Here is a 20,997-nt window from a genome sequence, read left to right on the forward strand (position 1 = left end):
TGCCCCGCATGGCATCATCGGCGGATGCCGCTTTCCATCTTCCTGCTCGTCCTCGCTGCCGCGGCGCTGCATGCCAGCTGGAATGCGATCGTCAAGCGCGGCCCGGACAAGTTCCTCGGTACCGTGCTGGTGACCGGCAGTGCCGCGTTGCTGTCGGCCGCCGCCCTGCCCTTCCTGCCCTTCCCGGCCGCGCACAGCTGGCCCTGGCTGGCTGCGTCGGTGCTGCTGCAGGTGACCTACTACGGGCTGGTCGCGCGTTGTTACCAGCAGGTCGACATGAGCCTGGCCTACCCGCTGATGCGTGGCAGCGCGCCAATCCTGGTCGCACTGGCCGGCACCCTGCTCGGTGAGCCATTGCCCGCCGCAGCGTGGCTGGGCGTGGTGCTGGTGAGCACCGGCATCCTGTGCATGGCACTGGGTGCGCGTGGCGGCCAACTGCGCCTGCCGCTGCTGACCGCAGCGATGATCGCCACCTACACGCTGGTCGATGCGCAGGGTGCGCGCCAGTCCGGCAGCGCGCTCAGCTACACGTTGTGGTTGTTCCTGCTGTCGGGCATCCCGCTGCCGCTGTGGGCGTTGTATACGCGCGGCGGCGCGGTACTGGACTATGCGCGGCAGCATTGGCCGCTGGGACTGGCCGGTGGCGTCGGCACCACCGCCTCGTATGCGATGGCGTTGTGGGCCATGACCCAGGCGCCGGTAGCAATGATCTCGGCGCTGCGCGAATCCTCGATCCTGTTCGCGCTGCTGATCTCGGTGTTCCTGCTGCGCGAGCGGGTGCCGCGCACGCGCTGGCTGGCAGCGTCGCTCATCGTGGGCGGCGTGCTGGCGTTGCGGCTGGCGTGAGCGACGCATCGGTAGTGCCGGCCGCTGGCCGGCAACCCGTCTGCGTTACAGCGGCGGCATTTCCTGCAGATCGCCGTCGACCAGCTCGATCGCCATCACGACCGCATCCTCGCGGCCCTGTGCAGCCGGGTAGTAGCGCGGGCGGCGGCCGATCTCGTTGAATCCTTCGCTGTGATACAGCGCCAGCGCCGGCGTATTGGACGGACGCACTTCCAGGAAGACGCGCTGTGCGCCACGGTCGGCGGCCAGCTGCACCAGCGCGCGCAGCAGCTGGCGGCCCAGCCCGCGCGACTGTGCCAGCGGATCGATGCAGATGTTCAGCACGTGCGCTTCATCGGCGGCGATGCTGAGCACGCCATAGCCGACCAGCAGGCCATCGCGCTCCATCGCCAGGCCGGGATAGCCGGCACGCAGGCAGTCGATGAAGATGCCGCGGGTCCAGGGAAAAGGGTAGCCGCGCAGTTCGATCGCCATTACCGCATTGAGGTCGCTCTCGCGCAACGCACGCAGGCTGACCGGGCCGGGCCGGGTGACCGCGCTCATGGCGTGCCCCGCTTGCGCAGGGCACGCAGCTGCGGCCACAGCGCACGCTTGGCGGCCGGGTCGTGGCGCAGCTGGTCCAGCGGCCAGCTGTCCATCAACCGCTGCGTAGCCGGGTCGTTCGGGTTGCAGCCGGACGCACGCAGCAGCGCGATCTGCAGGCGATCCGGCAGGCGGACCACCGGCTGGCGCGCGTTGCCGCTGGGCACCGGGCGCTCAGCCGCCGGCACGGTATCCGGGGCACTGACCGGCGTTTCGCGGCGGGGCGGTGCCGGCCGTTCCGGGCGGGCTGCGGGCGCCACCCCGGCATGCTGTTCGCGCGACGGCACGGGGGCCCGCACCGGTTCCGGCGGGGCGACGCTGGCCTCGGCTTCGGCCACGCTCAACTGCAGCGCGGCATCCAGCTCGGCAGCCAGCTGGCCATCGTGATAGACGGTGTAGCCCATGGCCTGCAGCCAGGCCTGCTGGGCCGGTGACCACAGCACGGGCAGGTCCTCGCTCACGCGGCCTCGGGCTTCTTGCGCAGGCGCTGCACGGCCCACATCACCGGGCCGGACAAGGCGTACAGGATGCCGACCGCGAACAGCACGCGCGGCAGGTCGATGACCGCAATCGCGATCGCCACCGGCACCAGTGCCAGCACCAGGAACGGCACGCGGTCCGAACGGGTGCCCTTGGCAGCGCCACCCTTGAAGCTCCAGAAGCGGATGCGGCTGACCATCAGCAGCGCAGCGATGATCGTCACCGCCAGCGCCACGTAGCGCAGCTGGTTGCCGTCCCAGCCCAGGTTGCCATCGGCGAACGCCCAGACGAAGGACATCATCAGGCCCGCTGCTGCCGGGCTGGCCAGGCCGACGAACCAGCGCTTGTCGACCACCGCCACCTGGGTATTGAAGCGGGCCAGGCGCAGCGCCGCGCAGGCCGCATACAGGAAGGCCACGGCCCAGCCGACGCGGCCGAGCAGCGGATCGTCGAACTTCAGCCACGACAGCGACCAGTGGTACATCACCAGCGCCGGGGCCATGCCGAAGCTGACCAGGTCGGCCAGCGAGTCGTACTGCACGCCGAATTCGCTGCTGGTACCGGTCAGGCGCGCCACGCGCCCGTCCAGGCCATCCATCACCGCCGCCACGAACACGGCGATGCTGGCATTGACGAAATCCCCGTTGGCCGCGGCGATGATCGCGTAGAAACCGGCGAACAGGCCGGCGGTGGTGAACAGGTTGGGCAGCAGGTAAATCGTGCGCGAGCGCGGCGGCGGTGTGATCGGGTCCATGGAATCCAGTTTAATCGACTTGCCAGCGGTCGGCGCCAATGCTGCAATCGGCGTTCTGCGCCCATTCCGTGGAGTCTGCCATGCGTGCCCTGTCCTGCCTTGGATGCCTGCTGCTGTTGGCCAGTGCCAACGCCGTGGCCGGCCCCGTCTACAAATGGAAGGACGCCCATGGCGTAACCCAGTATTCGGAGACCCCGCCGGCGGGCAAGAAGTTCGAGACCCGCGAGCAGGCCCGCACCCCGCAGGCCGCAGCCAGCACCGAGACCCCGGCCGCGCCGGTCCCTGGGCAGTGCAGCACGGCCCGGGCCAACCTGGCCCTGCTGGACGGTGGTGGCCAGGTGATGCAGGACACCGATGGTGATGGCAAGGCCGATACCCCGTTGACTCCGGAGCAGCACACCGCGCAGAGGGGATTGGCGCAGGCCGCCATCAAGGCGTACTGCCCACCGGCCGGTTAAGGGTATCGGCAGGGCTGCGCCCTGCACCTGCGGGTAGTGCCGGCCGCTGGCCGGCAACAGCCCAAGCGAAAGCCAAAGCGGCTCTGGTTTTCTGCTGGTTTGGCGGGGCGGTGTGGGCTGGCAGGACACGCCGTAAACCCTTCCATGGGGGCTCGATGGCGCCATCCATGGCGCCAACGGTCCTGCCAGCCCACATCGCCCCACCTCCGACAGGCTCCTGGTGACGGTGGTAGATCCACGCCATACGTGGATGAAATCTGTCAGATCTCGAATTGAATTCGGGGTCAGATCCGTTTTCCTGCGGAAAACGGATCTGACCCCAGGAGTCATTCCGACAGCTCGCAGGAAACTGTCGAAGGCGGGGTGGGTCCGGCGGCAGGGGTGTGAGCGCCATGGGCCCGAGGCATGCCTCGGGCGGGTTGGGCAGGACGCTCAACACCGGTCTTGCCGTGTGCGCAGGACAGCGCACACGAGCAAGCCGCGACCAAGCCCCCATGGATGGGTTTACGGCGTCCCCTGTAACCGGACCCACCCCGCCATCTCCCAGGAAACCCGTTTTTGCTGTTGCTGTTGCCGGCCAGCGGCCGGCACTACCCGCAGGTGCAGGGCGCAGCCCTGCCGATACCCCTCCCCCCGGCCGGGCTGGCAGAATAGAGGTCTCTGCCGTTATTCGAAGCCGACGATGCGCCTCTCCCAGTTCCACCTGCACACCACCAAGGAAACCCCCAGCGACGCCGAGCTGACCAGCCATCGGCTGATGCTGCGCGCGGGCATGATCCGCAAGCTGGCATCGGGCCTGTACACCTGGTCGCCGCTGGGCCTGCGCGTGCTGCGCAAGGTCGAGCGCATCGTGCGCGAGGAAATGGACCGGGCCGGTGCCGTGGAATTCCAGATCCCGACCATCCAGCCGAAGGAACTGTGGGAGCAGACCGGCCGCTGGCAGAAGTTCGGCCCGCAGCTGCTGAAGATCAAGGACCGCAAGGACCAGGTGTTCTGCTACAGCCCGACCGCCGAAGAAGCCGCCTGCGACTTCGCGCGCAGCGAGCTGTCCAGCTACAAGCAGCTGCCGGTGAACTTCTACCAGGTGCAGACCAAGTTCCGCGACGAGATCCGCCCGCGCTTCGGCGTGATGCGTTCGCGCGAGTTCCTGATGAAGGACGCCTATTCGTTCCACCTGCACGATGAGTGCCTGGTGCGCGAATACGAGAACATGAAGTCGGCCTACAGCCGCATCTTCACCCGCCTCGGCCTGGATTTCCGCATGGTGCAGGCGGACTCCGGTGCCATCGGCGGTGATGCGTCGCAGGAATTCCACGTCATCGCCGATTCCGGCGAGGACGCGCTGGTGTTCTCCACCGGCTCGGACTACGCAGCCAACATGGAAGCGGCGATTGCCGCCGACCCGGCGCCGCGTGCGGCCGCCACCGAAACGATGCGCAAGGTGGATACCCCCACCCAGAAGACCTGCGAGGACGTCGCGGCGCTGCTCGGCATCGACCTGCAGCGCACGGTGAAGTCGGTGGCGCTGATCGCCGGCGAAGGCAAGGCACAGCAGTTCGTGCTGGCGCTGGTGCGTGGCGACCATGAGGTCAACGAGATCAAGCTGGCCAAGGTCGCCGGCCTGGACGAGCAGCGCTTCGCCAGCGAGGCGGAAATCGCCGAGCACCTGGGCAGCGTGCCGGGCTTCCTTGGCCCGGTCGCGCCGGCCAAGGCCATCCGCGTGGTCGCCGATCGCGAAGTGGCGGCGATGGCCGACTTCGTCGTCGGCGCCAACGAAGCCGGTTTCCACCTGGCCGGCGTCAACTGGGGCCGCGACCTGCCGGAACCGGAAGTGGCCGACATCCGCAACGTGCGGGCCGGCGACCGTGCCGTGGACGGCGGTGAACTGAAGATCGCACGTGGCATCGAAGTCGGCCATGTGTTCCAGCTCGGCCGCAAGTACGCCGAAGCGCTGGATGCCACCGTGCTGGACGAGAACGGCAAGGCCGCGGTGATGGCGATGGGGTGCTACGGCATCGGCATCTCGCGCGTGGTGGCTGCCGCGATCGAACAGAACCATGACGATGCCGGCATCATCTGGCCGGACGCGATGGCGCCGTGGCAGGTGGTGGTGTGCGTGATCAACCCGAAGGGCGATGCGGCCGTGGCCGACGCCGCTGCCAACCTGCTGCAGGAGCTGCGCGACGCGGGCCTGGACGCTGCACTCGACGACCGCGGCCTGCGCCCGGGCGCGATGTTCGCCGACATGGAGCTGATCGGTATTCCGCATCGCGTGGTGGTCAGCGAACGCGGCCTGGCCGCTGGCACCTACGAGTACCGCTCGCGCCGCGCCAGCGACGCGGAGAACCTGGACAAGGCCTCCCTGCTGCAGCGTCTGCAGGGCTGATCAGGAAAAGACCGGGGCCTGCCCCGGTCTTTTTTTTGCCCGCGCCCTTCCCCGATATTGCAGCGGACATAATCCGGTCAAAATCACCGCGACGGCGTCTGCATGCCGCCACGCCATGACCCGCCTGCATTTGTGCTGTGATTAATTCATCTCTATTCTGTCCGCCGACGCCATGGACTGGCTTGTCCCGTCCACACATTAGTTTCCGGAGTAACCGTAAATGAGCATTGACCTGACCGGCCTGTCAGCACGCGAGCTGGGCGCCCTGATCCGTACCGCCAAGAAGCAGCAGACCATCGTCGCCAAGCGCCGGCCGATCACCAAGGTCCGGGCCCAGCTGACCAAGCTGGCCAAGACCGAGGGTTACACCATCGAAGAACTGTTCGGCAGCGCCCCGACCACGCGTGCCCGCAAGGCCGCCACGGCCGCCAAGGCCCCATCGAAGACCGCCGGCCGCAAGCTGGGCAAGGTTGCACCGAAGTACCGCAACCCGGCCAATCCGAAGGAAACCTGGACCGGCCGTGGCAAGCAGCCGCGCTGGATGGCTGAACTGACCGCCAAGGGCAACAAGAAGCCGGAAGATTTCCTGATCAAGAAGGCCTGAGGCCGGGATCAGGTTGGAATGAAAAAACGCCGGCGGACGCCGGCGTTTTTCATTCTCCGGTGTGTGGACCGGGGTCCACACCCACCGACATCATCACAGGGTCTTGCGAGCGGGCATCAGCAGGTTGCCGAACAGCAGGCCGGCGACCAGCGCCATCACCACGTTGAGCACGGTGAGGAACACGCTCTGGCCGGCGCCGACATCCTGTTGCTGGACCAGGGTCAGCACGCCGCGCAGGCTGGTGCTGCCGGGCACCATCATGATGATGCCGGGCAGGCGGATGATCGCGCCCGGACGCCCGACCAGGCGACCGAACAGATTGCCGCCCGCGGTCAGCAGCATCGCCGACAGGAAGATGCCGGCCGGCGCCCCCCAGGCATGGCCGCCGAACTTGGAGATCGCATAACCGGCCACCGAGGCGGCGATCACCCACGGGTAATCGCGCCGGTTGGCCTTGAACAGCATCGCGAACGCAAAGGCCGCGGTCAGCAGCGAACCCCACTCCACCCACGGCCCCTGCGGCCGCGCGGCGCGGATCACCGGATCCAGCCCGAGCACGTCGGCCAGGGTCACCGCGATCATCGCGCCGACGCTAAGCTTCATGATGGTGGTCAGCGCGCCGGCAAAGCGCGCGGTGCCCGACACCCAGTGCTGGCTGGCCAGCTCATTGACCGCATTGGTCAGCGACATGCCGGGCAGCAGCACCACCAGCGAGGCGATGATCACCGTATTGAGGTTGAGCGCGCCAATGAAGGACGCCACCAGGGTGGCGACCATGCCGGCCAGCAGCGCCGCCAGCGCCTCGGCCGCTTCGCGGGTGGCCGGGCGGCGGTCGGTGACCATGCCGAGCAGGCCGATCATCAGGCCGATGACACCGGCGGTGGCGATGTCCAGCCACGGCAGCTTCCACATGCCGGCCACGCCGGCCGCGCCGAGGGTGAATGACAGGATGGTGCGCAGCTTGCCGCGCCGGCCCGGATCCTTGTCCAGCTGGCGCAGCGCGGTATGGCCCTGGGCGATGCTCATCCGCCCGTTGGACACTTCTTCGGCGATATGGTCGGCGACGCTGAGCTTGTGCAGGTCGTTCTCACCGGGCGCCAGGCGGATCACGCGGGTGATGTCGCTGGAGCCGATCGCCTGCGCCGGATCGCTGAAGCTGAGGATGATACCGGTGGGATTCGACCACGGTTCACAATCCAGATCGAGCTGGCGGGCCAGTGCCACCACCGCCGTTTCCAGGCGCTGGGCCGTGGTGCCATAGCTGTGCAGGCGTCCGGCGATCTCGGAAACAAAGGCCACGCGCTGTGCGTAGGTGGCCTGGGGCGTGGGGATCGTGTGAGCGTCTGCGGACATGCGCCGTAGTATTACCTACGCTGGGGCCCACCGGAGAAATTCATCCGAGTTCGACGCGAAGCCCGATACAGAACGGTTATGCTGCGACCCGAATGGCCCACGTCACCCCGAACCTCGCCCCCCAGCTCGAACAGGATGCCCAGGACCCGGGCCTGATCCACCTGTCCGGCACCTGGACCTTGAAGACCGCGCTGGCCGCGGCCGAGGTCCTGCACGGCGTTCCCGACAAGCTGACCGGCATCGATGCCACCGGCATCGAGCAGCTGGATTCGGCCGGCGTGCTGCAGGTGCTGCGCGTGGCCCACCGTGCCGATCTGCACGAAGACGCACTGCAGTTCCGCGCGGACCACCAGGCGCTGGTGTGCACCATCGAGGAAGTGGCCGACGACCGCCCCAAGGCCAAGCGCGATTTCGGCGTGCTGGCCGCGCTGGAACGGCTGGGTGTCAGCGTCCACGCCACTGGCCACAACATCAAGGCGCTGTGCAGTTTCCTCGGCGAGAACCTGGTCAAGGCGGCCCGGCTGGTCAAGGAACCCCGCCGCTTCCGGCTGACCGCCACCGTGCACCAGATGGAGCAGGTGGGGCTGGATGCGGTACCGCTGGTGGCGCTGCTGTCCTACCTGGTGGGCGCGGTGATCGCATTCCTCGGCTCGACCATCCTGCGCGACTTCGGCGCCGAGATCTACGTGGTCGAGCTGGTCAACATCGCCTTCCTGCGCGAGTTCGCGGTACTGCTGACCGCGATCGTGCTGGCCGGCCGCACCGCCAGTGCGTTCACCGCGCAGATTGGTGCGATGAAGGCACGCGAGGAGATCGATGCAATGCGCACGCTGGGCCTGGACCCGGTCGACCTGCTGGTGCTGCCGCGACTGCTGGCGCTGCTGGTCACCCTGCCCTTGCTGACCTTCATCGCGATGATCGCGGGCCTGGCCGGCGGCATCACCGTCGGCGCGTTCGACCTCGACATCCCGCCGCAGATGTACATCGCGCGCATGCACGAGACGATGGAAGTGCGGCACCTGCTGGTCGGCCTGTCCAAGGCACCCGTGTTCGCGCTGGTGATCGGCCTGATCGGCTGCCTGGAAGGACTGAAGGTCGAGGGCACCGCGCAGTCGGTCGGCGAGCGCACCACCTCCAGCGTGGTGCAGACGATCTCGCTGGTGATCATCATCGACGCCTTCGCGGCGTTGTGGTTCATGCACATGGACTGGTGACATGAGCACATCCGCCCTCCCCGACTCCATCGACATGCGCGACGACCAGGGCCACGAACTGGCCATCCGCGTGCGTGGTCTGGTCAACCGCTTCGGCAGCCAGACCGTGCACGAAGACCTGGACCTGGATGTGCGCCGCGGCGAAATCCTGGGCGTGGTCGGCGGCTCCGGTACCGGCAAATCGGTGCTGATGCGCTCGATCCTGGGCCTGCGCGTGCCCGATGCCGGGCAGATCGAAGTACTCGGCCGCGACGCGCGGGCCGACGACGCCGAGAGCCGCCTGCACATCGAGCGCAACACCGGCGTGTTGTTCCAGGACGGCGCCCTGTTCTCCTCGCTGACCGTGGGCGAGAACGTGCAGGTGCCGCTGAAGGAACACCACCGCGAGCTGCCCGAGCGCTGGCACTACGAACTGGCGCTGCTGAAAGTGAAACTGGCCGGCCTGCCCGCCGATGCGATCAACAAGCTGCCCTCGCAGCTGTCCGGCGGCATGCGCAAGCGCGCCGGCCTGGCCCGGGCACTGGCGCTGGATCCGCCATTGCTGTTCCTGGACGAACCCACCGCCGGCCTCGACCCGATCGGCGCGGCCGCGTTCGACCGCCTGATCAAGACCCTGCAGGAAGCGCTGGGGCTGACCGTGTTCCTGATCACCCACGACCTGGACACGCTGTACGCGATCTGCGACCGGGTCGCGGTGATCGCCGACCGCAAGGTGGTGGCCAACGCACCCTTGCCTGACATCGAGAAACTGGATCATCCGTGGATCCAGGAATACTTCCACGGACCCCGCGCGCGCGCCGCGCGTGGCGAACAGATCGAGAGTGCCTGAGCCATGGAAACCAAAGCCAACTACGTGCTGATCGGCGCGTTCACCCTGATCACCGGCCTGGCCCTGCTGGCCTTCGGCCTGTGGGCCGCCAAATACTCCTCCGACCGTACCTGGCAGGAGTACCGCGTGGTGTTCCGCGAAGCGGTGACCGGCCTGTCGGTGGGCAGCCCGGTGCAGTACAACGGCATCGCGGTGGGCTCGATCACCGAACTGAACCTGGTGCCGGACGACCCGCGCCAGGTAGTCGCGCGCATCCGCCTGAACTCCAACACGCCGGTCAAAACCGATACCCGCGCCAAGCTGGCGATCACCAGCCTGACCGGCCCGTCGATCATCCAGCTCAGCGGCGGCACGCCGCAGTCGCCGGCGCTGACCACGGTCAACAAGGACCCGGCACCGATCATCCCGACCACGCCCTCTGCGCTGCAGAACATCACCGACGTCGCCAACCGCATCGTCGAGCGCATGGACCAGATCCTCAGCGACCGCAACGTGGCCTCGATCAACGCGACGCTGGCCAATCTGGAGACGATCAGCGGCGGCCTGGCCGACCGTGACCAGGGCACGCAGGCGCTGCTGCTCAGCGCGCGCGATGCCGCCCGCAGCCTGGACACCACGCTGAAGACCACCAACGGCACCATCGAGCGCCTGGACAGGAACCTGGTGCAGCAGCTGCCCGGCATCATCGACAAGCTCGACGCGACCCTGGCCAAGCTCGACTCGGCCGCCGGCAACGCCGATTCGATCCTTGGCGAGAACCGCGCCGCGATCAACAGCTTCGCCAACGATGGCCTCGGCCAGCTGGGCCCGACGCTTACCGAACTGCGCGGCCTGATCCGCGACCTGCGCCGGGTCAGCGACCGCCTCGAGAACAACCCCGCGCGCTACCTGCTGGGCCGCGACGCACCGAAGGAGTTCGAACCCAAATGAGCCCGACCACCCTTCCGCGCCTGCTGCTGGCCGCTTCGATGGTCACCCTGCTGGGGGGCTGCTCCATCCTCGGCAGCAGCGAGAAAACCGCGGTGACGCTGTACTCGCCGTCCGTGCAGGTCAAGGCGGACCCGGCGTGGCCGCAGGCCAGCTGGCAGCTGGTACTGGCCAAGCCCAGCGCCGCGCGCATGGTCGACAGCCCGCGCATCAATGTGCGGCCGACAACGTCGCAGCTTGAGATCTACAAGGGTGCCAGCTGGGCGCAACCGGCCACCGACATGATCGAAGACACCCTGCTGCGCGGCTTCGAGGATTCCGGCCGCATCCGCGGCGTGGCCCGCAGCACCGCCGGCATCCGCGCCGACTACAAGCTGTCCACCGATGTGCGCCGCTTCGAATCGGATTACCAGGGCCAGGCCACGCCCACCGTGGTGATCGAGGTCAACGCCAAGCTGATCCATGTCGCCGACCAGCGTGTGGTCGCTGACCGCACCTTCCGCCAGGCGCAGCCGGTCGGCAGCACCGACGTACCGGCGGTGACCGCCGCGTTCGAGCGTGGCCTGCAGCAGCTGGCGCAGGACGTGGTGGGCTGGACGCTGCAGAGCGGGCAGGCCGACCAGCCGACCGTTGCGCGCTGATCGCAGCATTCGCCGGGCATGTGGTTACGGGGTCAGGTCCCTTTCCGGCCGGAAAGGGACCTGACCCCTTCTTCGTCAACGCGGCGAAATCCAACGGAAGGTCAGGTTGATCCGCTCGCCGTGCACCCGCGCCATCTTCGGCAGCGCGTGCTGGTAGAAGCGCTGGGTCTGTCCGGCCATCAGCAGCAGGTCGCCGTGGCCCAGCACGAATTCAGCCTTGCGTGCCGGGTCGTCGCGGCGTCGCAGCAGGAATCGGCGCGCCGCGCCCAGGCTCAGCGAAGCGATCACCGGGGCCGGACCCAGGTCCGGCTCGTCATCGCTGTGCCAGCCCATGTAGTCACCGCCACCGCGGTAGCGGTTCAGCAGCACGCTGTTGAAGCGGCCGTGGCCTTCGGCTTCCAGGCGCCCGCGCATGGCCTGCAACACCGGTGGCCAGGGGCGCGGCACGAACTCGGCACCGGAATAGCGATAGCGGGCCTGCGGGTCGCCGATCCAGCAGCTCAGCCGCGGCGAGTCCACCCAGTTGCCGAACATGCGGATGCGATGGGTTTCCCAGGGCACTTCGGCCTGCAGCGAATACAGGAGCTGGTCGGCCTCGGCCGCAGCCAGCCATCCAGGCAGGTGCAGGACATCGGCATCGGGCAGGTCGTGGGGGAACAGCATGGTCACACGCTAGCACGCCGCCGTTTGCCGTCATGGCCGCCAGCACCGAAAATGGCGCCATGACCGTTGCCCAGATGCTGATTCCGTCCTACCGCCCGCTGTCGCGAGGCCTCGCCCGATGAGCCTGCGCCAGTCGCTGTTCCCGTTGCTGCGCGCCGTGTTCCGGGCCTTGCCGTTGCCGCAGGCGCAGCGCGACCGGTTGCGCACCCGGCTGTTGGCACGGCATGGCGACTGGGTGCCGCCGCCCCCCAAGGGGCAGCAGGATGAGGGGGGCGCGCGCGCCAATGCCCAGCTGCGCTGGCGTGCCGATGAACCGGCGATCGGCCACGTGCCATGGCGTGAGGGAGCATTGCCGTCACCCATGCCGGCGACGCTGGTCGCTTTCTACCTGCCGCAGTTCCATACCTTCCCGGAGAACGACGCCTGGTGGGGCAAGGGCTTTACCGAGTGGCGCAACGTCACCCGCGCCCTGCCGCAGTTCGAGGGTCACATCCAACCCCGCCTGCCGGCCGACCTCGGCTTTTATGACCTGCGCAACCCGCAGGTGATGCGTGACCAGGCACGCTTGGCTGCGGAGTACGGCATCGGCGCATTCTGCTTCTACTACTATTGGTTCAGCGGCCGCACCCTGATGGAGGACCCGCTGCGTCAATGGCTGGCCGATGACAGCATCGACCTGCCGTTCTGCCTGTGCTGGGCCAACGAGAACTGGGCACGACGCTGGGACGGCCGCGACGACGACATCCTGATCGGCCAGCAGCACAGCGCAGAGGACGATCTGGCCTTCATCGCACATGTCGCGCCCTACCTGCGCGACCGCCGTGCATTGAAGGTCGAGGGTCGGCCGATGCTGCTGGTCTATCGCCCGAACCTGCTGCCCGACGCCCGGGCGACTGCCGAGCGCTGGCGCCGCTGGTGCCGCGACAACGGCGTGGGCGAGATCCACCTGGCCTACGTCCAAGGCTTCGAGCGACCGGATCCGCGCGATATCGGCTTTGATGCCGCCGTCGAATTCCCGCCGAACATGAGTAACCCGCGCTCGTTGTCGGCACAGCAGTGGCTGCTCAATCCTGCCTTCAATGGCGATGTACGCGACTGGCGCGAACTGGCTGCAGAAATCGCAGCGCGGCCGCTTCCGGATTATCCGCTCTATCCCGGCGTGAACCCGGGCTGGGACAACGAGGCGCGTCGTTCCGGCCGCGGCCGCGTGTACCTGCACGCCTCACCCCGTGGCTACCGCGACTGGTTGCGCACCACGATCCATGAACGCCTGGCCCTGGCGCCTGCGCGCCAACGCATGGTCTTCATCAATGCCTGGAACGAATGGGCCGAAGGCGCGGTGCTGGAACCGGATGCCCGGCTTGGGCATGCCTGGCTTGACGCGACGCGCCAAGCGCTGTCCCCGGCTTCGCCCGCCGGCCCCCTGCGGGCCTGCCTGCTGATTCTCATTGATGATCCCGGGCTGATCGCTACAGCTTGCGAGGCCGCCAGCGGCCTGGGCGTGAGCTACCGTGTTTTCATTCCAATGGCGCAGCGCCCTCATGACGCTGCGGTCGATATCATCGGCCATGCGGGCAATGCCTTGTCCAGCATCGTGCAGGTCCTGGAGGCTTTTGGTCCGGATCCATCGTTGCTGGCCTGCTGGCTGGACCTCCGCGGAAGCAGCGAGACAAGACCTCAGCTACCAGGAACGGCCGATCTCGACGCTGTGCTTCAACAGTTCGATGAGCAACCTGCGCTGGGCATGTTCGCGGCATCCACTCCGGAGGCCATCGCCGTTTCACGCCGTCATCTCCGCTGGGCGGCGCGGCTGGGGATGGCCGACGCCCCTACGCCGCAGACAGCAGGCACGATGTGGCTGCGGGCGTCGGCGTTGCGGTCACTGCTGGATGCGCACTGCTATCCCAGTGAGCTGGACAACGACAATGCACTTGATCCGGTCATGCAGTTGCTGCCGGACCTTGTTGCCAACGCCGGCTACGTCGTCGGAGGCGCACAACGCCAACCCTGAGGCTGGCGCTGCGCGGCAACATCATTGTCCTCAACGCCGGAACGCGACGCCGGTCTTTTCCTTCAGCTCTTCATCGCTGACACCCGGCGCGGCCTCCACCAGCAACAGGCCCTTTTCAGTCACGTCGAACACCGCCAGATCGGTGATGATGCGGTCGACCACGCCCACGCCGGTCAACGGCAGCGTGCATTCGGCCAGGATCTTGTGCTCGCCGTTCTTGGCAGTGTGCTCCATCAGCACCACAACGCGCTGCACGCCGGCGACCAGGTCCATTGCCCCGCCCATGCCCTTGACCATCTTGCCGGGCACCATCCAGTTGGCCAGGTCACCCTTGTCGGTGACCTGCATGGCGCCAAGGATGGCCAGGTTCACATGGCCACCGCGGATCATCGCGAAGCTGTCGTGGCTGCCGAAGTAGCTGGCGCCGGCACGCGCCGTAACCGTCTGCTTGCCGGCATTGATCAGGTCCGCGTCGACTTCAGCGTCGGTCGGGAACGGGCCGATGCCGAGCAGGCCGTTCTCCGACTGCAGCCACACATCCACGCCTTCGGGAATGTGATTGGCAACCAGCGTCGGCAGGCCGATGCCCAGGTTCACGTAGGCGCCATCGATCAGCTCCTGGGCGGCGCGTGCCGCCATCTCGTCACGGGTCCACGCCATGTCAGTTGCCCTCCGCGCGGATGGTGCGCTGTTCGATTCGCTTCTCAGGATGCGCGTTGTGCACGATGCGGTGCACATAGATGCCTGGCAGGTGCACCTGGTCCGGGTCGATGGCACCGACCGGCACCACCTCCTCCACTTCCACGATGCAGACCTTGCCGGCCATCGCACAGGCCGGGTTGAAGTTGCGTGCGGTCTTGCGGAACACCAGGTTGCCGGCCTCGTCGGCCTTCCAGGCCTTGACCAGTGCCACATCGGCGCGCAGCGCCGTCTCCATCACGTAGTGCTTACCGTCGAACTCGCGGGTTTCCTTGCCCTCGGCAACCACCGTGCCATAGCCGGTGGCAGTGAAGAATGCCGGAATACCCGCACCACCGGCACGCAGGCGCTCGGCCAGTGTGCCCTGCGGGTTGAACTCCAGCTCCAGCTCACCAGCCAGAAACTGCCGTTCGAATTCCTTGTTCTCGCCCACGTAGGACGAAATCATTTTCTTGATCTGCCGGGTTTCCAGCAGCTGGCCCAGTCCGAAGCCATCGACACCGGCATTGTTGGAGATCACGGTCAGGCCCTTGACGCCACTGTCGCGCAGCGCAGCGATCAGCGCCTCGGGGATGCCACACAGGCCAAAGCCGCCCACGGCCAGGGTCTGTCCATCGGCGACCACCCCCTGCAGGGCCTCCGTCGCACTGGCGAAGCGCTTGCCGCGCTTTCCGCCGGAAGTCGATTGCTGCATTGCTCTACTGCCCTGCACGTTGAGGATGACCGCATTCTAGCCGGAGGCAACGAAAGAGCTGGATGCGCCGCAGCATTGCCGAGGCATCGCCAAGGGCTGCGTTGCATGGGGGTTTCTCCTGCCGGTGGTGGGCGCTGCGCTCGGCTCGCCCGCACTGATGGCCCGGACCTGCAACGAAGAGGGCCTGCTTCGCGGGACGGACGCGTGGCCGCTGGAAAAGGGTGAACGCTGCCTGTCAGATGTCGCGGCACGCAGCCATGCGGCGACAGGCGCGTCGCCAGGGTGAAATGCTCGGCCAGAAATTCCTGGCGGGGGGAAGCAACCGCGCCACAAGCCTGCGTCATCCCTGCAGCTGTCCGCGTCCGGCCATCGCCCGCCGGTCCTGCTCCGCCACGTCAAGTACGCCAGCAACGGCGTGATCGCGTTTGGCTGCCAGTGGCAGGAACTCCTGGGGCTGCTGCTGGCTCCCCACTTGACGCAGGCTGGCCTGGCCGTGATCGCCCAGCCAGCGGCCGTTTACCCGCTTGCCAAGCCGTACGGGCGCCCCCGCGTACCCGATACCCTCAGCCAATCACCGGGAGTTGCGGAATGGAAACGATTCCCATACAGGACAAAGGCTACAATCAGTGGCTAAGCTCACATTGGATCTGACCGATGCCCCTGCCCGCCTTCAAGGCCTATGACATCCGCGGCCGCGTGCCGGAAGAACTGAACGAAGACCTGGCACGCCGGATCGGCACGGCCCTGAATGCACAGCTCGCTCCGGGCCCGGTGGTGCTGGGCCACGACGTCCGCCTGACCAGCCCCGCGCTGCAGGACGCGCTGGCGGCCGGCCTGCGCGGTGCCGGCCGCGAAGTCATCGACATCGGCCTGTGTGGCACCGAGGAGGTCTATTTCCAGACCGATCACCTGGGGGCTGCCGGCGGGGTGATGGTCACTGCCAGCCACAATCCAATGGATTACAACGGCATGAAGCTGGTCAAGGAGAACGCCCGGCCAATCAGCTCCGATACCGGCCTGTTCGCGATCTCCGATGCGGTCGCCGCCGATTCATCCGCGGCACAGCCGCCTTGCGCCGGCCAGATCGCCCAGCATGACAAGAGCGCCTACATCCAGCACCTGCTGAGCTACGTTGACACCAGCAAGCTCAAGCCACTGCAGATCGTTGTCAACGCCGGCAACGGCGGCGCCGGTGCCATCGTCGACCTGCTGGCACCGCACCTGCCGTTCGAGTTCATCCGCATCTGCCACGAACCGGACGGCAGCTTCCCCAACGGCATTCCCAATCCACTGTTGCCGGAAAACCGCGCCGCCACCGCCGACGCCGTGCGCGAACATGGCGCGGACTTCGGCATTGCGTGGGATGGCGATTTCGACCGCTGTTTCTTCTTCGACCACAACGGCCGCTTCATCGAGGGCTACTACCTGGTCGGCCTGCTGGCCAAGGCAATCCTCGCCCACCATCCGGGTGGCAAGGTCGTGCATGACCCCCGCCTGGTCTGGAACACCGTGGAGATGGTCGAACAGGCCGGTGGCGTGCCAGTGCTGTGCAAGAGTGGCCACGCCTTCATCAAGGAAAAGATGCGCGCGGAGGATGCCGTGTACGGCGGCGAGATGAGCGCCCACCACTATTTCCGCGAGTTCGCGTATGCCGACTCGGGCATGATTCCGTGGCTGCTGATCGCCCAGCTGGTCTCCGAAAGCGGCCGCTCGCTGGCCGACTGGGTTGAAGACCGCATGGCCGCCTACCCTTGCAGCGGTGAGATCAACTTCAAGGTTGCCGATGCCAAGGCTGCGGTCACACGCGTGATGGAACACTTCGCCGCGCAGTCGCCCGCGCTGGACTACACCGATGGCGTCAGCGCCGATTTCGGCGACTGGCGCTTCAACCTGCGCAGCTCCAACACTGAACCGCTGCTGCGCCTGAATGTGGAATCGCGGGGAGACGCTGCATTGATGCAGGCGCGTACCGACGAGATTTCCTCCCTGCTGCAGAAATAATCAAAGGAAGGCCATGAGCACTATCCAGCCTGTCATCCTGTCCGGTGGCTCCGGTACCCGTCTGTGGCCGCTTTCGCGCGAAGCCTATCCCAAGCAGTTCCTTCCGCTGGCCAGCGAACAGACGATGCTGCAGGCCACCTGGCAGCGGGTGGCGCCGATTGCCGCACGCGGCCCGTTGGTGATTGCCAACGAGGAACACCGCTTTGTTGCCGCCGAGCAGCTGCAGCAGGTTGGCGCCGAGCCAGCCGCGATCATCCTTGAGCCGGTCGGCCGCAACACGGCACCGGCGATCGCGGTGGCCGCGCTGGAAGCCACCCGCGACGGCGGCGACGCGCTGCTGCTGGTGCTGCCCTCCGATCATGTGATCAACAACGAGACTGCATTCCGCAGCGCCGTCCAGGCCGCCGCCGCTGCTGCCGAAGCCGGAAAGCTGGTGACCTTCGGCATCGTGCCGACCGGCCCGGAAACCGGCTACGGCTATATCAAGGCCGCCGATGGCCAGGGCCTGCGCGCGGTCGAGCGCTTCGTCGAGAAGCCCGACCTGGGCACCGCCACCCGCTACGTCAGCAGCGGCCAGTACTACTGGAACAGCGGCATGTTCCTGTTCAAGGCCTCGCGCTACCTGCAGGAGCTGGAACGCTTCCAGCCCGCCATGCTCGCCGGCAGCCGCCAGGCCTGGCAGCAGGCGCGTCGCGATGCCGATTTCACCCGCCTGGACAAGGGGGCCTTCACTGCCGTTCCGTCCGATTCGATCGACTATGCGGTGATGGAGAAGACCGCCGATGCCGTGGTGATTCCACTGGATGCCGGCTGGAACGATGTCGGCTCGTGGACCGCGCTGCGCGATGTCTCGCAGCAGGACGGCGATGGCAACGCCCACCAGGGCGACGTGATCGCCATCGACTGCCGCAACACCTATGCCTACGCACAGCGCCTGGTGGCGCTGGTGGGGCTGGATGACGTGGTGGTGGTGGAAACCGACGACGCGGTGCTGGTCGGCAAGGCCGATCGCATGCAGGAGGTCAAGACCGTAGTGGCGCAGCTGAAGGCCGAAGGCCGCAGCGAGGCCACCTGGCACCGCAAGGTCTATCGCCCGTGGGGTGCCTACGATTCGATCGACAACGGCGAGCGTTTCCAGGTCAAGCGGATCACGGTCAAGCCCGGCGGCACGCTGAGCCTGCAGATGCATCACCATCGCGCCGAACACTGGATCGTGGTCAGCGGCACCGCTGAAGTGACCCGTGGTGACGAGGTGATCCTGCTCAGCGAGAACCAGAGCACCTATATTCCGCTGGGCGTGACCCACCGCCTGCGCAACCCGGGCAAGCTGCCGCTGGAACTGATCGAAGTGCAGTCCGGCAGCTACTTGGGCGAGGATGACATCGTGCGGTTCGAGGATACCTACGGGCGCAGCTGAGGTTTGCCCGGGGTCGGATCCCGTTGCTGCGCAACGGGCTCTGACCCGTTCCTGATCGGCCCGGCAGCGCTGCGTCGCCGGGCTTGGCCCGGCGCTACGGCCGTCAGGCCAGCTCCGCCATCACCCGCTTCAGGCCATCCTGCCAGCTCGGCAGCACGACGCCGAAATCCTGCTGCAGCTTGCGGTTGTCCAGCACCGACCAGGCCGGGCGCCTGGCCGGGGTCGGATACTCGGAACTGGGAATCGCCTCGACCGTCGGCACCTTGGCCAACACGCCGCTGGCCAACGCCTCGGCAAATATGGCCTCGGCAAAGCCATGCCAGCTGGTCTGGCCGCTGGCGGTCAGGTGCCAGGTACCCGACAACTGCCCAGGATGCTGCAGTGCCTGCGCGGTGACATCGGCGATCAACGCGGCCGGCGTCGGTGTACCGATCTGGTCGGCCACCACCCGCAACGCATCGCGCTCGGCGCCCACGCGCAGCATGGTGCGCAGGAAGTTCGCGCCGTGCGAGGCATACACCCACGCCGTGCGAAAGATCAGATGGCGGCCACCGGCCGCACGCACCGCGTCCTCGCCATCGCGCTTGCTCGTGCCATACACGCCGAGCGGTGCGGTCGGCTGGTCCTCGCGGTAGGGCGCGCTGCCCTGGCCGTCGAACACGTAGTCGGTGGAGTAATGCACGAACGGCACGCCATGCGCCGCACACCAGCGCGCGATCACGCCTGGTGCCTGCGCGTTGGCGGCGAAGGCCGCATCGACGTCCTGTTCGGCGTGATCAACAGCGGTGTAAGCCGCCGCATTGACCACTACCAATGGCTGCACGCGGTCCAGCAATGCCGGCAGGCTGTCGGGCTGGCCGAAATCGGCCGTTTCACAGGTACTTCCGTCGGGCAGTTGGCCGCTGCGCGTGGTTGCAATCACCTTCCCCAGCGGCGCCAGCGCGCGCAGCAACTCCTGGCCCACCTGCCCGTTGCCACCGAACACCAGCACGGTCATGGCACGTAGACCGGCAGGCGATCTTCAGCAATGTCCTTGAGGAACGGTGCGTTCTCGTCCTTGGCCGACAGGGTCGGTGCGCTGACCGGCCAGTCCACGGCGATGCCGGCGTCATTCCAGCGTACGCCGGCATCGAAGTCCTTGAGGTAGACCTCGGTGCACAGGTAACTGAACACCGCACGCTCGGACAGTACGGCGAAACCGTGCGCGAAGCCCTCTGGAATCCAGAACTGCTTCTTGTTCTCCGCGCTCAGCACCACCGCTTCCCACTGGCCGAAGGTCGGCGAACCGCGGCGGATATCCACGGCCACGTCGTAGACCTCGCCTTCCAGCACGCTGACCAGCTTGCCCTGCGGCCGCGGCCACTGGTAATGCAGGCCGCGCAGCACGCCCTGTGCGGACGTCGACACGTTGCTCTGCACGAAACGGTCCGGCAGGCCCAGCGCGGCGAAGCGCTCGGCATTCCAGGTTTCGAAGAAATAACCGCGGGCATCGCCGAACACCGCCGGCTCGATCACCACGCAGCCGGGCAACCGTGTTTCAATCACTTTCATGGAACGACTCCACGCACGGCGAGCTTATGCAGGTATTCACCGTAGCTGTTCTTGATCAACGGCGCGGCCAGCGCTTCCAATTGTCCAGCGTTGATCCAGCCCTTGCCGAACGCGATTTCCTCGGGACAGCAGACCTGCAGGCCCTGACGGGTCTGGATCGTCTCGATGAAGTTGGATGCTTCCAGCAGCGACTGGTGGGTACCGGTATCCAGCCACGCATAGCCACGGCCGAGCGCCTCCAGGTGCAGGTCGCCTTCGGCCAGGTAACGCTTGTTGAGATCGGTGATCTCCAGTTCGCCACGCGGTGACGGCTTCAATTCGGCCGCGTAATCGCAGGCCTTGCCGTCATAGAAGTACAGGCCGGTCACCGCATAGTTGGAGCGCGGCTTTTCCGGCTTCTCCACCAGATCGATCACCTTGCCGCCCTGGTCGAACTCGGCCACGCCATACCGTTCCGGGTCATTGACCCAATACCCGAACACGGTCGAGCCGTGCACGCGCTCGTCAGCACGCTTGAGCACCTCGCGCAGGCCGTGGCCGTGGAAGATGTTGTCGCCCAGCACCAGGCAGCTCGGCTTGCCAGCCACGAAGTCGCGGCCGATCAGGTAGGCCTGGGCCAGGCCATCCGGACTCGGCTGCACCGCGTACTGGATGTCCATTCCCCACTGCGAACCGTCGCCCAGCAGCTGCTGGAACAGCGCCTGCTCGTGCGGGGTGTTGATGATCAGCACTTCGCGGATGCCCGCCAGCATCAGTACGCTGAGCGGGTAGTAGATCATCGGCTTGTCGTACACCGGCAGCAGCTGCTTGCTGACACCCTTGGTGATTGGATATAGGCGGGTGCCGGAGCCACCGGCGAGGATGATGCCCTTGCGCTGGGTCATGGT

General features: G+C 66.9%; 21 protein-coding genes. 11 read left to right on the top strand and 10 right to left on the bottom strand.

The window, feature by feature from the left end:
- The first annotated feature begins 24 nt into the window (after window positions 1–24).
- Window positions 25–846 (top strand): EamA family transporter, encoded by an 822-nt coding sequence (locus tag J3A72_RS21815; RefSeq protein WP_032962266.1) that lies wholly within the window; start codon window positions 25–27, stop codon window positions 844–846.
- Window positions 847–891: 45 nt separating this feature from the next.
- Here the strand turns inward: J3A72_RS21815 and rimI are convergent, their stop codons facing one another.
- Genes rimI through pssA form a run of 3 tightly spaced genes read right to left on the bottom strand, consistent with a single transcriptional unit; the run spans window position 892 to window position 2,662 of the window.
- The gene (gene rimI, locus J3A72_RS21820) at window positions 892–1,389 is read right to left on the bottom strand and encodes a ribosomal protein S18-alanine N-acetyltransferase (RefSeq protein WP_014645873.1); all 498 of its coding nucleotides are present in this window, start codon (window positions 1,387–1,389) and stop codon (window positions 892–894) included.
- Window positions 1,386–1,889, bottom strand: coding sequence for a hypothetical protein (locus J3A72_RS21825; protein WP_075076733.1), 504 nt, complete (start codon window positions 1,887–1,889; stop codon window positions 1,386–1,388). The genes rimI and J3A72_RS21825 overlap by 4 nt, the downstream gene beginning before the upstream one ends.
- Window positions 1,886–2,662 (bottom strand): CDP-diacylglycerol--serine O-phosphatidyltransferase, encoded by a 777-nt coding sequence (gene pssA, locus J3A72_RS21830; RefSeq protein ID WP_005415206.1) that lies wholly within the window; start codon window positions 2,660–2,662, stop codon window positions 1,886–1,888. Before pssA ends, J3A72_RS21825 begins: the two co-directional genes overlap by 4 nt.
- 80 nt (window positions 2,663–2,742) lie before the next feature.
- Between pssA and J3A72_RS21835 the strand changes: the two genes are divergently transcribed.
- The 3 genes from J3A72_RS21835 (at window position 2,743) to J3A72_RS21845 (ending at window position 6,110) form a co-directional block, all read left to right on the top strand.
- Entirely contained in the window at window positions 2,743–3,120 is a 378-nt protein-coding gene (locus J3A72_RS21835; protein WP_014645871.1) for a DUF4124 domain-containing protein, read from the top strand.
- A gap of 682 nt (window positions 3,121–3,802) precedes the next feature.
- On the top strand, window positions 3,803–5,506 hold the full coding sequence (locus J3A72_RS21840) for a proline--tRNA ligase (RefSeq protein WP_046428415.1): 1,704 nt from the start codon (window positions 3,803–3,805) through the stop codon (window positions 5,504–5,506).
- A 220-nt stretch (window positions 5,507–5,726) separates the two neighbouring features.
- On the top strand, window positions 5,727–6,110 hold the full coding sequence (locus tag J3A72_RS21845) for an H-NS histone family protein (protein WP_075076734.1): 384 nt from the start codon (window positions 5,727–5,729) through the stop codon (window positions 6,108–6,110).
- 93 nt (window positions 6,111–6,203) lie between these two features.
- Here the strand turns inward: J3A72_RS21845 and J3A72_RS21850 are convergent, their stop codons facing one another.
- Window positions 6,204–7,463 carry a threonine/serine exporter family protein gene (locus tag J3A72_RS21850; RefSeq protein WP_046428410.1) on the bottom strand — a complete coding sequence of 420 codons (1,260 nt, stop codon included), beginning with the start codon at window positions 7,461–7,463 and terminating at the stop codon, window positions 6,204–6,206.
- A gap of 92 nt (window positions 7,464–7,555) precedes the next feature.
- Between J3A72_RS21850 and J3A72_RS21855 the strand changes: the two genes are divergently transcribed.
- Genes J3A72_RS21855 through J3A72_RS21870 form a run of 4 tightly spaced genes read left to right on the top strand, consistent with a single transcriptional unit; the run spans window position 7,556 to window position 11,074 of the window.
- Window positions 7,556–8,677 (top strand): ABC transporter permease, encoded by a 1,122-nt coding sequence (locus tag J3A72_RS21855; protein ID WP_075076735.1) that lies wholly within the window; start codon window positions 7,556–7,558, stop codon window positions 8,675–8,677.
- Window position 8,678: 1 nt separating this feature from the next.
- Window positions 8,679–9,506 carry an ABC transporter ATP-binding protein gene (locus J3A72_RS21860; RefSeq protein WP_014645866.1) on the top strand — a complete coding sequence of 276 codons (828 nt, stop codon included), beginning with the start codon at window positions 8,679–8,681 and terminating at the stop codon, window positions 9,504–9,506.
- Window positions 9,507–9,509: 3 nt separating this feature from the next.
- A complete protein-coding gene (locus J3A72_RS21865; RefSeq protein ID WP_014645865.1) occupies window positions 9,510–10,436 on the top strand; it encodes an MlaD family protein in 927 nt (308 codons plus the stop codon).
- Window positions 10,433–11,074, top strand: a complete 642-nt coding sequence (locus J3A72_RS21870; RefSeq protein WP_075076736.1) for an ABC-type transport auxiliary lipoprotein family protein — start codon at window positions 10,433–10,435, stop codon at window positions 11,072–11,074. The genes J3A72_RS21865 and J3A72_RS21870 overlap by 4 nt, the downstream gene beginning before the upstream one ends.
- 75 nt (window positions 11,075–11,149) lie before the next feature.
- Here J3A72_RS21870 and J3A72_RS21875 read toward each other — a convergent pair whose 3' ends face one another.
- Window positions 11,150–11,737: an alpha-ketoglutarate-dependent dioxygenase AlkB gene (locus J3A72_RS21875; protein ID WP_075076737.1), complete on the bottom strand. Its 588-nt coding sequence runs from the start codon at window positions 11,735–11,737 to the stop codon at window positions 11,150–11,152.
- Between the two features lie 118 nt (window positions 11,738–11,855).
- On the opposite strand from J3A72_RS21875, the gene J3A72_RS21880 reads away from it, so the two are divergent.
- Complete coding sequence (locus J3A72_RS21880; RefSeq protein WP_075076738.1) at window positions 11,856–13,748, top strand: glycoside hydrolase family 99-like domain-containing protein; 1,893 nt, start codon at window positions 11,856–11,858, stop codon at window positions 13,746–13,748.
- A gap of 30 nt (window positions 13,749–13,778) precedes the next feature.
- Here the strand turns inward: J3A72_RS21880 and J3A72_RS21885 are convergent, their stop codons facing one another.
- The gene (locus J3A72_RS21885; RefSeq protein ID WP_053494810.1) at window positions 13,779–14,408 is read right to left on the bottom strand and encodes a CoA transferase subunit B; all 630 of its coding nucleotides are present in this window, start codon (window positions 14,406–14,408) and stop codon (window positions 13,779–13,781) included.
- A gap of 1 nt (window position 14,409) precedes the next feature.
- The gene (locus J3A72_RS21890; RefSeq protein WP_053494809.1) at window positions 14,410–15,141 is read right to left on the bottom strand and encodes a CoA transferase subunit A; all 732 of its coding nucleotides are present in this window, start codon (window positions 15,139–15,141) and stop codon (window positions 14,410–14,412) included.
- Window positions 15,142–15,795: 654 nt separating this feature from the next.
- Here J3A72_RS21890 and J3A72_RS21895 point away from each other — a divergent pair.
- On the top strand, window positions 15,796–17,142 hold the full coding sequence (locus J3A72_RS21895) for a phosphomannomutase/phosphoglucomutase (RefSeq protein WP_053494807.1): 1,347 nt from the start codon (window positions 15,796–15,798) through the stop codon (window positions 17,140–17,142).
- A 13-nt stretch (window positions 17,143–17,155) separates the two neighbouring features.
- A complete protein-coding gene (locus J3A72_RS21900; RefSeq protein WP_075076740.1) occupies window positions 17,156–18,559 on the top strand; it encodes a mannose-1-phosphate guanylyltransferase/mannose-6-phosphate isomerase in 1,404 nt (467 codons plus the stop codon).
- Between the two features lie 103 nt (window positions 18,560–18,662).
- Here J3A72_RS21900 and rfbD read toward each other — a convergent pair whose 3' ends face one another.
- The 3 genes from rfbD to rfbA are packed head-to-tail and all read right to left on the bottom strand — an operon-like array spanning window position 18,663 to window position 20,994.
- Entirely contained in the window at window positions 18,663–19,556 is an 894-nt protein-coding gene (gene rfbD / locus J3A72_RS21905; RefSeq protein ID WP_053494805.1) for a dTDP-4-dehydrorhamnose reductase, read from the bottom strand.
- Window positions 19,553–20,110: a dTDP-4-dehydrorhamnose 3,5-epimerase gene (gene rfbC / locus J3A72_RS21910; RefSeq protein ID WP_053494804.1), complete on the bottom strand. Its 558-nt coding sequence runs from the start codon at window positions 20,108–20,110 to the stop codon at window positions 19,553–19,555. The genes rfbD and rfbC overlap by 4 nt, the downstream gene beginning before the upstream one ends.
- A complete protein-coding gene (rfbA, locus tag J3A72_RS21915) occupies window positions 20,107–20,994 on the bottom strand; it encodes a glucose-1-phosphate thymidylyltransferase RfbA (RefSeq protein WP_053494803.1) in 888 nt (295 codons plus the stop codon). The genes rfbC and rfbA overlap by 4 nt, the downstream gene beginning before the upstream one ends.
- Window positions 20,995–20,997 lie beyond the last annotated feature (3 nt).

The organism is Stenotrophomonas sp. PvP093, assembly GCF_017876915.1.
Taxonomy (GTDB): Bacteria; Pseudomonadota; Gammaproteobacteria; order Xanthomonadales; family Xanthomonadaceae; genus Stenotrophomonas; species Stenotrophomonas muris.